At 74.6% G+C, this 12,106-nt stretch carries 12 protein-coding genes; 1 reads left to right on the top strand and 11 read right to left on the bottom strand.

Annotated features, from left to right (window positions below):
* Positions 1–4: 4 nt before the first annotated feature.
* The 11 genes from ACZ3YL_RS18500 to ACZ3YL_RS18450 form a co-directional block, all read right to left on the bottom strand.
* Positions 5–760, bottom strand: coding sequence for an ABC transporter ATP-binding protein (locus ACZ3YL_RS18500; RefSeq protein WP_465658659.1), 756 nt, complete (start codon positions 758–760; stop codon positions 5–7).
* A gap of 211 nt (positions 761–971) precedes the next feature.
* On the bottom strand, positions 972–2,210 hold the full coding sequence (locus ACZ3YL_RS18495; RefSeq protein WP_465658489.1) for a sensor histidine kinase: 1,239 nt from the start codon (positions 2,208–2,210) through the stop codon (positions 972–974).
* 2 nt (positions 2,211–2,212) lie between these two features.
* The gene (cseB, locus tag ACZ3YL_RS18490) at positions 2,213–2,926 is read right to left on the bottom strand and encodes a two-component system response regulator CseB (RefSeq protein ID WP_465658487.1); all 714 of its coding nucleotides are present in this window, start codon (positions 2,924–2,926) and stop codon (positions 2,213–2,215) included.
* Positions 2,927–3,106: 180 nt separating this feature from the next.
* Entirely contained in the window at positions 3,107–3,760 is a 654-nt protein-coding gene (def, locus tag ACZ3YL_RS18485) for a peptide deformylase (protein WP_465658485.1), read from the bottom strand.
* 27 nt (positions 3,761–3,787) lie between these two features.
* Positions 3,788–4,774: a tetratricopeptide repeat protein gene (locus tag ACZ3YL_RS18480; protein WP_188303263.1), complete on the bottom strand. Its 987-nt coding sequence runs from the start codon at positions 4,772–4,774 to the stop codon at positions 3,788–3,790.
* A 310-nt stretch (positions 4,775–5,084) separates the two neighbouring features.
* Positions 5,085–6,362, bottom strand: coding sequence for an HD-GYP domain-containing protein (locus ACZ3YL_RS18475; RefSeq protein WP_465658481.1), 1,278 nt, complete (start codon positions 6,360–6,362; stop codon positions 5,085–5,087).
* 77 nt (positions 6,363–6,439) lie between these two features.
* Positions 6,440–7,861, bottom strand: a complete 1,422-nt coding sequence (locus ACZ3YL_RS18470; RefSeq protein ID WP_465658479.1) for an HD-GYP domain-containing protein — start codon at positions 7,859–7,861, stop codon at positions 6,440–6,442.
* A gap of 339 nt (positions 7,862–8,200) precedes the next feature.
* On the bottom strand, positions 8,201–8,626 hold the full coding sequence (gene rsrA / locus ACZ3YL_RS18465; protein ID WP_465658477.1) for a mycothiol system anti-sigma-R factor: 426 nt from the start codon (positions 8,624–8,626) through the stop codon (positions 8,201–8,203).
* A complete protein-coding gene (locus ACZ3YL_RS18460; protein WP_411292882.1) occupies positions 8,623–9,366 on the bottom strand; it encodes a sigma-70 family RNA polymerase sigma factor in 744 nt (247 codons plus the stop codon). Before ACZ3YL_RS18460 ends, rsrA begins: the two co-directional genes overlap by 4 nt.
* A gap of 338 nt (positions 9,367–9,704) precedes the next feature.
* Positions 9,705–10,343 carry an alpha/beta hydrolase family protein gene (locus ACZ3YL_RS18455; protein WP_465658474.1) on the bottom strand — a complete coding sequence of 213 codons (639 nt, stop codon included), beginning with the start codon at positions 10,341–10,343 and terminating at the stop codon, positions 9,705–9,707.
* A 27-nt stretch (positions 10,344–10,370) separates the two neighbouring features.
* Positions 10,371–11,123, bottom strand: coding sequence for an SOS response-associated peptidase (locus ACZ3YL_RS18450; protein ID WP_465658472.1), 753 nt, complete (start codon positions 11,121–11,123; stop codon positions 10,371–10,373).
* A gap of 138 nt (positions 11,124–11,261) precedes the next feature.
* Between ACZ3YL_RS18450 and ACZ3YL_RS18445 the strand changes: the two genes are divergently transcribed.
* A complete protein-coding gene (locus ACZ3YL_RS18445) occupies positions 11,262–11,987 on the top strand; it encodes a M50 family metallopeptidase (RefSeq protein ID WP_188303052.1) in 726 nt (241 codons plus the stop codon).
* Positions 11,988–12,106: the final 119 nt, after the last annotated feature.

Raw genomic sequence — 12,106 nt, 5'->3', positions numbered from 1 at the left:
GGTTTCAGCCCGCGAGGGTCTTCATGACGTCCAGCACCCGGTCCGGCGTCGGGTGCGCCATCTCGTCGACCAGCCGTCCGTCCGCCAGGAACACCACCCGGTCCGCGTACCCGGCGGCCACCGGGTCGTGCGTCACCATGACCACCGTCTGCCCCAACTCCCGTACGGAGTCCCGCAGGAAGCCGAGCACCTCGCCCCCGGCCCGGGAGTCCAGGTTGCCGGTCGGCTCGTCGCCGAACACGATCGCGGGGCGCGTGACCAGCGCCCGGGCCACCGCGACACGCTGCTGTTGCCCGCCGGACAGCTCGGCCGGCCGGTGGCCGAGGCGCGGGGAGAGGCCGACCATCGACACCACCCGGTCCAGCCACTGCCGGTCCGGCCGCCGCCCGGCCAGCGACAGCGGGAGCGTGATGTTCTCCAGCGCGGTCAGCGTGGGCAGCAGGTTGAACGCCTGGAAGATGAACCCGACCCGGTCCCGCCGCAGTTGGGTGAGCTGCCGGTCGCCGAGGGCGCCCAGCTCGGTGGTGCCGATCCGTACGGACCCCGAGGTGGGGGTGTCGAGCCCGGCGGCGCAGTGCATCAGGGTGGACTTGCCGCAGCCGGACGGCCCCATGATCGCGGTGAACTCGCCCTCCCGGAAGGCGAGGCTGACCCGGTCCAGCGCGGTGACCCGGGTGTCGCCGCCGCCGTGGACCTTCGTCAGGTCAGCGGTGGCGGCGGCGATCCCCGGCGTCGTGTGCGGGGCGAGCGAAGTGGCGATCACGAGGGGGTCTCCCATCCGGCATGCGAATCAGTGCACTTCGGATGGTGTCCGAGCCGTGTATCAGCGCCCCGGCCCGCCGTGTATCAGCGCCCGCGCCAGTCGGCAGCAGTCCGGTAGCAGTCCGGACCGGTCAACCCGGCGGCGGCCCGGCGGGCGGCCCGCACCGGTCAACCCCGCTTCAGGCCGGCCCGGCAGCGGCCCGCACCGGTCAGTCCGGCAGCCGCAGCGTGGCCACCGCCCCGCCGTCCCCGGCGTTGGCGAAGCTCAACTCCGCGCCGAGCACCCGGGCCTGCCCCACCGCGATGGTCAGCCCCAGCCCGTGCCCCGAGCCCCGTTCCGCGGCCCCGGTCCGGAAGCGGCGCGGGCCGTGCCGCAGCAGGTCCGCCGGGAAGCCGGGGCCGTGGTCGCGCACGACGACGGTACGGCCCTCGACGCCGACCAGCACCGGCGCGGCCCCGTGCCGGTGCGCGTTGACGACCAGGTTCCCGACGATCCGCTCCAGCCGCCGCGGATCCGTCTCCACCGACGCCACCGTCCCCACCGAGACCTCGGCCTCGCACCCGGTCCGCGCCACCGCCTCCCGGACCACCTCCCCGAGCGGCACCCGGGCGCGCACCGGCCGCTCCGCCCCGGCGTCCAGCCGGGAGATCTCCAGCAGGTCCTCGACCAGTGCCCGCAGATCCCGCACCCGCGCCCGGATCAGGTCCTCGGCCTCGCCCTCCGGCAGCAGGTCGACGGCGGCCAGCAGCCCGCCCACCGGGGTGCGCAACTCGTGCGCCACATCGGCCGTGAACTGCCGTTCGGTGCGCAGCCGTCGGCCCAGGCTGTCGGCCATCGCGTCCACCGTAGCGGCGATCTCCGCCACCTCGTCGTGCCCGCCGGTCGGCCCGGTGCGGGCGTCGAGGTCCCCGGCGGAGATCCGCCCCGCCGTCTCGGCGACCCGTCCCAGCCGACGGGCGAGCAGCCCGGCCCCGTACCCGGCCAGCGGCACGGCCACCGCCAGTGCGAGCAGCGAGGCGACCCCCATCGCCACGTCCAGCCGGGGCAGGTCGGACAGCTCCGGGCCCATGTTGATCCGGACGGCCAGCAGCGGGCTGCCCGGCCCGCCGGTCCGCTGGGCGGCCCAGACGCTCGGCCCGTCGTTGCCCACGACCCGCCCGTCGTAGGCGGTGTGCCGGGCGCCGTCGGCCGGCCGGCGCAGCCCGGCGGGCAGTTCCGCCGGGTCCAGCTCGGCGCCGTCGGCCAGGGTGCCCGTGCGCCGGTAGACGTCCATCGCCGAGTACACCCCGTTGAATGCCCGCGCCTCGGCCCGGCCGCGGATGTCCTGCGCGGTCCACAGGTGCACCAGCACGCCGACCGCCACCGCGACCAGGCAGGCGGTGGCGGCGGCCAGCGCGGCGATCTTCCAGCGCAGCGAGGCCCGGCGCCGGGGGAATCCGAGCGGCACGATCAGCGCCTGAGCTTGTAGCCGAAGCCGCGGACCGTCTCGATCCGCTCCCGCCCGAGCTTGCGGCGCAGCCGCTGCACGCACAGGTCGACGACCCGGCTGTCGCCGTCCCAGCCGTACTCCCAGACGTTGCGCAGCAGGGTGTGCCGCTCCAGCACCACGCCCGGGCGGGCGGCGAACTCCAGCAGCAGCTTGAGCTCGGTCGGGGTCAGCGCCACCAACTGCCCGCCGACGGACACCTCCATGCCGGCGGTGTCGACGGCCAGGTCCCCGAAGACCAGCACCTCCCCGTCGGCCTCCCCGGGCGAGGGCGCGGCGGCAGCGGTGTACGTCGCGCGCCGCAGCAGCGAGCGGATGCGCGCGACCAGCACGAACGTGTCGACCGGCTTGACCACGTAGTCGTCCGCCCCGGCCTCCAGCCCGGCGACGACGTCGAGCCCGTCGCCGCGCGCGGACATCATCAGCACCGGCACCAGGCTGGTCTCCCGGACCCTGCGGCACAGGCCGATCCCGTCCAGGCCGGGCAGCATCACGTCCAGGATCAGCAGGTCGAACGGCTCGTCCCGGAACAGCTCCAGCCCGGTGAGGCCGTCGGCCGCGGCCCGCAGCTCGTAGCCGTAGCGCTCCAGCGCGACGGTGAAGGAGCGGCGCATCAGGTCGTCGTCCTCCACCAGCAGCACGCGGACGGGGCGCGGGGGCGGTACGGGCGAGGACACGGGCGGCGGGCTCCACTTCGCACGGCGGCGGACAAGGGAACGATACGGCAGATACCGGGCGCACCGGCCGCACGGAGCGTTTCGACGGCGGACCGAGCGCTCACTGAAACCCCGCGGATACAAACGGGCGAGGGCCGGCCCGGGCATCGCCCGGACCGGCCCTCAACTCGCCTTCAAGCCTTACACGTTCGGCACCGTCGCGTACTTCGGGGTGCCCTCGGCCATCTGCTTCAGGGCGTCCTTGCGGTCCCGCTTCGACAGCTTGTCGATGTAGAGGGTGCCGTACAGGTGGTCGGTCTCGTGCAGCAGGCAGCGGGCGAAGAAGCCGGTGCCCTCCACCCGGATCGGCTGACCGTCCTTGTCGACGCCGGTCACGGCCGCGTAGTCCGGGCGCGGCAGCTCGGCGTAGGCGGTGGGGACGGACAGGCAGCCCTCGTTGCTGTCGTCGAGCTCCCGGCGACGGTCGGCCGGGTACTCCTCCAGCTTGGGGTTGATCACGTGGCCGATGTGGCGCACGCCCTCGTCGTCCGGGCAGTCGTAGACGAAGACCTTGAGGTCGACACCGATCTGGTTCGCGGCCAGGCCCACGCCCTCGGCGGCGTACATCGACTGGAACATGTCGTCGATCAGCGTGGACAGTTCGGCATCGAACACGGTGACGTCCTTGACCTCGCGGTGCAGGACGGGATTGCCGACCACGGTGATCGGGCGCGCGGTGCCCTTGGAGAGGTCGGGCTCCTCACCGATCACCTTCGCGGGGGCCTCGGGCGCCGCCCCCTCCACGTCGTGCTCGTGCTCGTGGTCGTGCTGCTCCGCCATGTCTTCCGCTTCCATAGGTCTACGCGTACCTCACCAGGGTACTCAGCACACTTCTTCGAGATCCCGGTAAGCCCGGGTCCCGGGGGCGGCCGCGACCCAGCGGTCCAGCAGCGTGCGGACCAGGTGCGCCGGGGCGGCCAGCCCGCACTCGCGCTCGACCAGCCAGGACATCCCGGCCGCGCCGCCCTGGCTGAGGTGGCTGAGGTGGCCGGGGTGGGCGGCGTCGCCGTCGTCGTGGGGGTCGTGGTGGGCGACGACCCCGTCGTCGGAGGCCATCCGGCTCTCCGAGCAGGCGCGGCACAGCAGCCGCACCGAGGAGGTCCAGTCCTCGGCCGCGTACCCGGCCTCGGCGACCAGCCGCTCCAGCGCGTCCCGGTCACCGGCGGTGGCGGCCTGCAGCAGCACCACGTAGGTCGGCACCGGGGAGGGCGCCCACAGCTCGATCTCGTCGAAGACGGGGTAGGCGACGCCCTCGGTGACCCGCTCGCCGTGCGGGGCGCCGTCGTGCAGCACCACCTCGCCCCAGCGCCGGCCGGAGGAGGGCAGCGGGATGGACAGCACCTCGATCCGGGCCGGGTCCAGGCGCCGGCCCCACACCACCTCGGACTCGCCGTCCGGGGACAGCCGCACCGGGGTGGTGCCGAGGTCCAGGCTGACCGGGCCGTCCCCGCCGGGGCCGCCGGGCACCTTCAGCCCGTAGGCCTGCCAGGCGCGGCGGGCCAGCGGCCAGTCCTGGAGGGCGGTGGCGGTGATGCCGAGGTTCCACCAGTCGGGGGCGCCGTGCTCGCGGTCCAGCAGGGCGACGGCGCGCAGGCCGGCCGAGCGGGCCTGTTCCCAGTCGCGGCGGAACTTGTGCAGCAGGGCGAGGTTGAACCAGGAGTCGGAGAGCCACGGCTCCAGGTCGGCGGCCATCACCAGCAGGGCGCCGGCGTCCTCGTAGCGGCCGTCGCCGATCAGCGTGAAGGCCCGGTCGGTCGTCTGCCGCCAGGTGGCGGACGGCCGGTGCCGTGCCCGGTGGAAGATCCTCACGTTCGTCCCTGCCGTCGTCGTCCGCTCAAGTCCCGTACCGCCGGGCCCGTCCCGTCCTCGACGGGGCCCGGGTCCCGGTGCTCCGGGTCGGTGTTCCACGCTACGACCGCATCCAACCACGCCCGCCCCCGCCCGCGCTCCCCACCGCCGAGGTTGGGGACCGCCCCTCCCCAGCCTGCCCGCCGCGGCGCGCCTCCTCAACCCCTGACGTCGCTCCTCGACCGGCCCGCCACGCCTCGACCCCGGTTCAGCCCCGGTTCGGCCCCGCTTCAGCCCTGCCCCGAACGGCCCGCCACGCCCCGGCCCCGGTTCAGCCGCGCCCCTGCCCGCCGACCCGGGCGAGCGCGTCCACCACCCTGGCGTCGTAGACCCGCCCGCGCCCCAGCCGCAGCACCTCCAGCGCCTCCAGCCGCCCCACCGCCTCGCCGAGGCCCCGGCCGCGGGCGGCGGTGAGCAGGTCGTCGTGGGCGTTGGCGACCCGGATGATCCGGGCGGCGAGCGGCACCGGCCCCTCGCCGCCCACCGGCCCGGGGCAGGGGTCGGCCAGTCGGGCGACCTGCTCGGCCACCTGCCGGGGCACCCCGGTACGGCTGATCACCTCGCTGCCCAGGCGGGCGATGCGCTGCTGCTCGTCGCAGGGCAGCAGCGCGGTGGCGCCGTCCGGCACCGGCTCGACCAGGGACAGCTGGCCGACGTCGTGCATCAGCGCCGCGTACTCCAGCAGGGCGAGCTCGCGGGTGCCCAGCCCCAGCTCGCGCCCGAGCGCGCACGCCGTGTCCGCGACCCGGCGCGCGTGCCCGTGCGGGGTGTACCCGGCGACTTCGGTGGCCCGGGCCAGGCTGGCGATGGTCTGCCCGGTGGTGGCCCGCACCGCCGCGGCCCGCCGGAAGGAGATCTGGGCGAGCAGCAGCGGGGTGCAGAACAGCGGCAGCGCCCACAGCCCGACCTCGCCGGCCGCGAGGCTGACCAGCATCCCGGTGGCGACGATCGCCGAGCCGATCCCGAACAGCGAGCGCAGCTCGTCCTCCAGCGCGGCCGGGAGGCGCAGCCCGGTGGCCGAGGCGCGCAGCAGCGCCGCCAGGGTGGCGTCGCAGAGCGCGGCCAGCGCGGCGACAGCGGTCAGGAACGCCCCGTAGGCCGGGCCCTCGGGCGAGAAGCGGTCGACCAGGCCGCCGTTGTAGAGCGGCTGGAAGACGGCCGCGGCGAAGCCGACCGCGAGCAGCCGGCGGGCGGCGCTGTCCCGGCGGGCCGGGTCGGCCCAGGGCGGGCGCCGGTGCGGGCGCGCCGGTCCGTGCGGCAGGGCGAGGCCGGGCAGCCAGCCCAGCAGCAGGCCGACGCCGGTCACCGCGACGACCTGGAGCGTGCCGTGCGCGGTCGGCACCCCGCGCAGCGGCCCGAGCAGGGCGTACGCCAGCGCACCGGCCGCGCCGATAGGCGCCTGCTCCCGATCGCCCGGAAGGGTGATCCGGACGCATTCGCCGAGCGCGATCAGCGCGGAGAACGCCAGCGCGACCCTCGGCTCGGCGACCCCGCGCGCCGCGACCGCGCCGAGCGCGAGCACCAGCAGCGCGGCGGCGGCCGCGTGCATGGCCCGGGCGGTGCGCCCCCGCGCGGTACGGGCACGGGCGGTCCGGCCGACGGCCGCGGCCCCGGCCCCGGGGCCGGTCACGACGGCCCGGCCGCGCGGGCGGTCCCGCCCTGGGCGGGCACCCGGCCGGGCGCGGCCCGCACCGGCTCGGGCACCCCGAGCGGGATGTCCGGCACGGCCCGTACGCAGTCCTCGGAGTGCACCACCGGCTGCCAGCCGTGCACGGCCAGCGCGTCGATCAGCGCCCGCACCATCACCGGGTCGAACTGGCTGCCGGAGCAGCGCTCCAGTTCGGCGACCGCCTCGGCGACGGGCCGCCCGCGCCGGTAGGAGCGGGTGGAGGTCATCGAGTCGAAGGCGTCGGCGACGGAGATGATCCGGGCGAACTCGGGGATCTGCGCGCCCGCCAGTCCGCTCGGGTAGCCGCGCCCGTCCACCCGCTCGTGGTGGTGCAGGATCCCGGCGTGGGCCTCGCCGAGGAAGTCGATCCCGCGCACCAGCTCGAACCCGTACACCGGGTGGATCTCCACCGCGCGGCGCTCGTCCTCGCTGAGGGGACCGTTTCTGCGCAGCAGCTCGGTGGCCACGCCGAGCTTGCCGACGTCGTGCAGGATCCCGGCGAAGCGCAGGGTGCGCAGCCGCTCGGCCTCCATGCCGAGCTGACCGGCGATCAGCACCGAGGCCCGGCCGACCCGTTCGCTGTGCCCGCGGGTGTACGCGTCCTTGATCTCCACCGCCTGCACCAGCGACTGCACGGTGGCCTGGTGGGCGTCCTGCTCGCGCTGCCCCTGGGCGAACACCCAGGCCGAGATGGACAGCGGCAGCAGGGCCAGCAGCGCGGCGAACGCCCCGTACGGGCCCTGCCAGAGCACGGCGACCATCAGCCCGCCGGCCGCATGCACCAGCACCGGCAGCCCGCACATCGAGCAGGCGCCGCGCAGCACCTCGATGACCGGACGGTCCTCGCTGAGGATCACCATGACGCCCACCACCAGCCCGTTGACCAGGCAGAACGCCGCGACGGCGGCGAAGCCGGGCAGCAGCGCGGCCGGGAAGCGGGAGCCGAGCAGCAGCTGCGGGCCGCGCAGCAGGTGGAAGGCGACCGAGGAGGCGAAGGCGCACAGGGCGAGCTGGGAGCCGTTGAACAGCTGGCGGCGCCGGCAGCCCGGCCCGGTCGGGCCGCCGAGCAGCGCGGCCGGGGCGGCGACCAGGGCGGCGGCGGCCGGCGGGAGCATCAGCACCCCGGCGAAGAGCACCGGGAAGAAGGCGTTCACCCCGGGCCGGGAGGGTGCCCGGCCGACGGGCGCGGGGCGGCGCAGCAGCCGGCGCAACAGGAGGGAACAGGGGGTCGGCAGGCCCTGGGCAAGCGACTCCCAGCAGCCGTGCAGGAAGCCGAGCAGTCCGACCTTGGGCCAGTCCGTCGGGTGGCCGAGCCAGCGCGGCACCCCGGGGGTGACGGCCTCCGGCAGCAGCGGCAGCAGGCAGCACAGGGCTGCCACCGGGACGGCCACCAGGTAGCGCGCCGCCCCCTGCGGCAGGGTCGCGCCTCCACTGTCGGTAGCGATCTCGGCCTCCCCGCGTCCGGGCCCCGTGTTGCCTCAGCGCGCCGGGGTGACCGGCGGTGAGCGTCCGTCAGGAGGATAGGCCGCCGCCCGGGCGCGGGGATGCATGATCGCGCAATGGCGCAGTTGGCGCACCGCCAACTCACCCGAACGAGTGAGGGCGCATGCGAGCAGAACGGGAGCGGCCCCGGGAGCGCATGCTCCCGGGGCCGTCGGACTCCCTGCTCGAACCGTACGGCCCGCCCTCGCCGGCGGGCCGTACGGAACCACTCCCGGCTACTCCGCCGGGGCTCCGGCCTCGACCGGCGCACCGGGGCGCACGCCCGGCCCATCGGCCGCGTCGTCCCGTGCCTGCGCCGCGGCCGGCCTGGGCGCCGGGCGGGCGGACTCGGCGTGCACCTCGACCGAGGCCTCCACCGCGACGACCACCTCCTCGCCCGAGCGCTGCCCGGCCCGGATCGAGTCGATCCTGGCCAGCACTTTGCTGCGCAGGTCCGTCGGGGTGTCGTCACAGCCGCAGGAACGCTTGATCAGCGCCTTGATCGCCTGCTCCAGCCCGTACTGCTTCAGGCAGGGCGAGCACTCCTCGAAGTGCACGCGCAGCTTGGCGCAGTCGCCCTCGGCCATCTCGTTGTCGAGGAATTCATAGAGGTGGTCGAGGACCTCGCCACACTCGGTGTCGTGCGGATCGCCGCAGCTCATGAGCCCGAGCCCTTCGCTTCCTGCCCTGCCCCGCTGCCGGCCGGGACGAGCCCGCGCTCACGGGCGTAGTCCTCCAGCATGCCGCGCAGCTGACGGCGGCCGCGGTGCAGCCGGGACATCACCGTACCGATGGGAGTACCCATGATGTCCGCGATCTCCTTGTACGCAAAGCCTTCTACGTCCGCGAGATAGACGGCGATCCGGAATTCCTCCGGGATCGCCTGCAGCGCGTCCTTCACATCGCTGTCGGGGAGGTGGTCGAGCGCCTGGGTCTCGGCCGAGCGCAGACCGGTCGACATGTGCGACTCGGCCCGGGCCAGCTGCCAGTCCTCGATCTCCTCCGCCGCGGTGCGCTGGGGCTCCCGCTGCTTCTTGCGGTACGAGTTGATGAACGTGTTGGTGAGGATGCGGTACAGCCAGGCCTTGAGGTTGGTGCCCTCACGGAACTGGTGGAAGGACGCGTACGCCTTGGCGAACGCCTCCTGGAGCAGATCCTCCGCGTCCGCGGGGTTGCGCGTCATGCGCAGCGCCGCGGAGTACATCGGATCGAGGTACCCCAGGGCGTCGCGCTCGAAGCGCTCCCGCCGGGTCTCCTCGGACTCCTCCGCCGACACCCTGAAGGTGTCCTCACCGATCGCCTCGGCCAGCTCCTCACCGGTGAGCGCCTCGCCCGCAGGCAGGGCCTCGTCCGGGCCACGGCCCGGCTCGGCCTCGTGCTCGGTCCCGACGACCGGACCCACCTCCTCGGCATGACGGGCACGGCCCACGGCGGGCCGCCCAGAAATGGAGGATATCGGGCTGACGGGCTTCTCGCCCGCGTCGATCCACTCCGGCCAAGAAGGAGTGAAGGCCGTCGCGGCCTCGCGCTCCTCAGGCCGTTCGGGGCACGCGATCGAACCCATCTGCCCTGCCTCTCACCGGTGACTCGTGCTGACGGACACGACAACCACACCGGCCCCGCCCGCATTCCCGCCCCGGCACCCACTTCACTCGCACGAGTGATCGAGCGGAAACGCCCTGCTCACGGCCCCGTCGCCCAGGGCCCCGCGCCCAGGACCGCCCGGCCGGGGCCGACCACTCAGACCAGCCCCAGCACCCAGTCCCCCACCGACGAACAGATCAGCTCCAGCACCTCGTCCTGCCCCACCGACGCCCGCTTGGGCACCTCGAAGCCGTGGTTCCCGTACGGCAGCGCCACCAGCTCGTGCCCCGGCGGCAGCTCCGGGAACTCCTCCGGCCCGCCGAACGGGTCCGCCGCGCCCTGCACCACCAGCGTCGGCAGCCCCGACCCCAGCAGCTCCTCCGCCCGGCTCCGCTCCGGCCGGCCCGGCGGGTGCAGCGGGAACGCCAGCGCCACCACCCCCACCGCACCGCTGCCCGCCCCCGTACGGCACGCCACCCGCGCCCCCGCGCTGCGCCCGCCGACCACCAGCGGCAGCCCCACCCCGGCCAGCCGCCCGGCCACCGGCCGCCAGCCGGTGTCCAGGGTCTTCGGCGCCGGGCCCAGCTTCTTCCCCGCCACCCGCCAGGGCTGCTCGACCAGCGCCACGGTGATCCCGCGCTCCGGCAGCCGCCCGGCCAGCGCCACCAGGTCCCGCGCCCCGATCCCACCGCCCGCACCGTGCCCCAGCGCCAGCACCGCCCTCGGATCGGCGGCCCGGTGGTAGGTGATCCGGGCGTCCCCGGCCTCGGTGGCCACGAGTTCGGAGGTGGTCATATCAACAAGCTCCCCGCAGGTTTCGGATCAGAACAACGTGGTCTCGTACTCGACCTCGGCCCACGGCTCCTTGAGCTCCGGGCCGTTGTTGCGGATGTTGCCGACCGCCGGCGACACCGGCGTGGCCACCAGCGCCCCCGGCGGCGGGGGTATCAGCAGCCGGCGCGCCTCCTCCGGGTCGCTCAGCCCCGGGTCCAGCCACTCGCCCCAGGCCTGCCGGTCGAGGAACAGCGGCATCCGCTCGTGGATCGGCGCCAGCACCTCCTCGGCGTCCGTGGTCACGATCGTGAAGGTCACCAGCCAGGCCTCCGGGTGCCCCGGCGGCACCGCCCGGTTGCGCCAGAACTCGTACAGCCCCGCCAGCGCCAGCGGGTCACCGTCCGCCCGGGAGACGAAGAACGGCTTCTTGCGCGCCCTGCCCCGCTCGCCCGGCACCGTCTGCCACTCGTAGTAGCCGTCCACCGGCAGCAGGCACCGGCGGGAGGCGAAGGCCTGCCGGTAGGCGGGCTTCTCGTGCACCGTGTCCGACCGCGCGTTGATCATCTTCACCGCCGTCTCGGCGGAGTTCGACCACTGCGGCACCAGCCCCCAGCGCAGCGCCCGCAGCTGCCGCACCGGCCGCGCCGCCCACTGGGCCGCCCGCTCCAGCACCACGAGGGCGCTGTTGGTCGGCGCCACGTTCCAGTTCGGCCCCAGGGACTCCTGCGGATCCCAGAACTCCACGTCGAACAGCTCGACGACGTCCTCCGGCTTGCTGCTGGCTGCGAAGCGACCGCACATGCGGGCCAGCTTGCCATGCCGCCGCCGTTCACCACTTCCTCATCCCAGGACGAGAACCACCCGCTCCCGTCCACCCGTCCCCGCATGGGAGGCTGCCCCGAACGGCCCAACACAGCGAACGGAGGCGCAGACCCCCCGATGAACCCGAACAACCAGAACCTCGGCGAACTGTGGGACCGGGTCACCGGCACCCAGGCCGCCCCGCCCGGCTGGCTGGTCCTCGCGACCGGCTGCGCCGCCCTGCTCACCGTCCTCGCCCGCCCGCTCTGGCACGTCGCCCGCAACGCCGTCACCATCGCCCACGAGGGCGGCCACGGCCTCGCCGCGCTCGTCACCGGCCGCAAGCTCGCCGGCATCCGGCTGCACTCCGACACCTCCGGCCTCACCCTCTCCTACGGCCGCCCCACCGGCCCCGGCATGGTCCTCACCGCCGCCGCCGGCTACACCGCCCCCGCCCTGCTCGGCCTCGGCTGCGCCGCCCTGCTCGCCGCCGACCGGATCACCCTGCTGCTGTGGCTGGCCATCGCCCTGCTGCTCGCCCTGCTGATCCGCATCCGCAACGCCTTCGGCCTGTTCACCGTCCTGGTCGCCGGCGGCGCCTTCTTCCTGGTCTCCTGGTTCGGCAGCGCCCAGGTCCAGGCCGGCTTCGCCTACCTCGGCTGCTGGTTCCTGCTGTTCGGGGCGGTGCGCCCGGTCCTGGAGCTCCAGCACCAGCGCCGCATCGGCTGGGCCCGCGACTCCGACGCCGACCAGCTCGCCCGGCTCACCCACGTCCCCGCCCTCGCCTGGGTCACCGTCTTCCTGCTGATCGCCCTCGCCTGCCTCACCCTGGGCGCCAACTGGCTCCTGCAACCGCTGCACTAGATGAATGAGTCCGATGTCTGGGCTGGCCGCGACCATGACGAAGGGTGCCCGTTGGTTGGTTTGTGAAGACGAACCTGGACACCCTTCTGACGGCACTGTACGTGTTCATCGACGACCAT

It is taken from the genome of Kitasatospora sp. NPDC023176, from assembly GCF_055560495.1.
This window is presented reverse-complemented; position numbering and strand designations above follow the sequence as displayed.

Bases quoted from the DNA above. Each gene is read 5' to 3' on its own strand.
- def (WP_465658485.1), bottom strand. From the start codon at position 3,760: ATGGAAGCGGAAGACATGGCGGAGCAGCACGACCACGAGCACGAGCAC.
- ACZ3YL_RS18475 (WP_465658481.1), bottom strand. From the start codon at position 6,362: ATGCACGCGGCCGCCGCCGCGCTGCTGGTGCTCGCGCTCGGCGCGGTC.
- rsrA (WP_465658477.1), bottom strand. From the start codon at position 8,626: ATGAGCTGCGGCGATCCGCACGACACCGAGTGTGGCGAGGTCCTCGAC.
- ACZ3YL_RS18455 (WP_465658474.1), bottom strand. From the start codon at position 10,343: ATGACCACCTCCGAACTCGTGGCCACCGAGGCCGGGGACGCCCGGATC.
- ACZ3YL_RS18450 (WP_465658472.1), bottom strand. From the start codon at position 11,123: ATGTGCGGTCGCTTCGCAGCCAGCAGCAAGCCGGAGGACGTCGTCGAG.
- ACZ3YL_RS18445 (WP_188303052.1), top strand. From the start codon at position 11,262: ATGAACCCGAACAACCAGAACCTCGGCGAACTGTGGGACCGGGTCACC.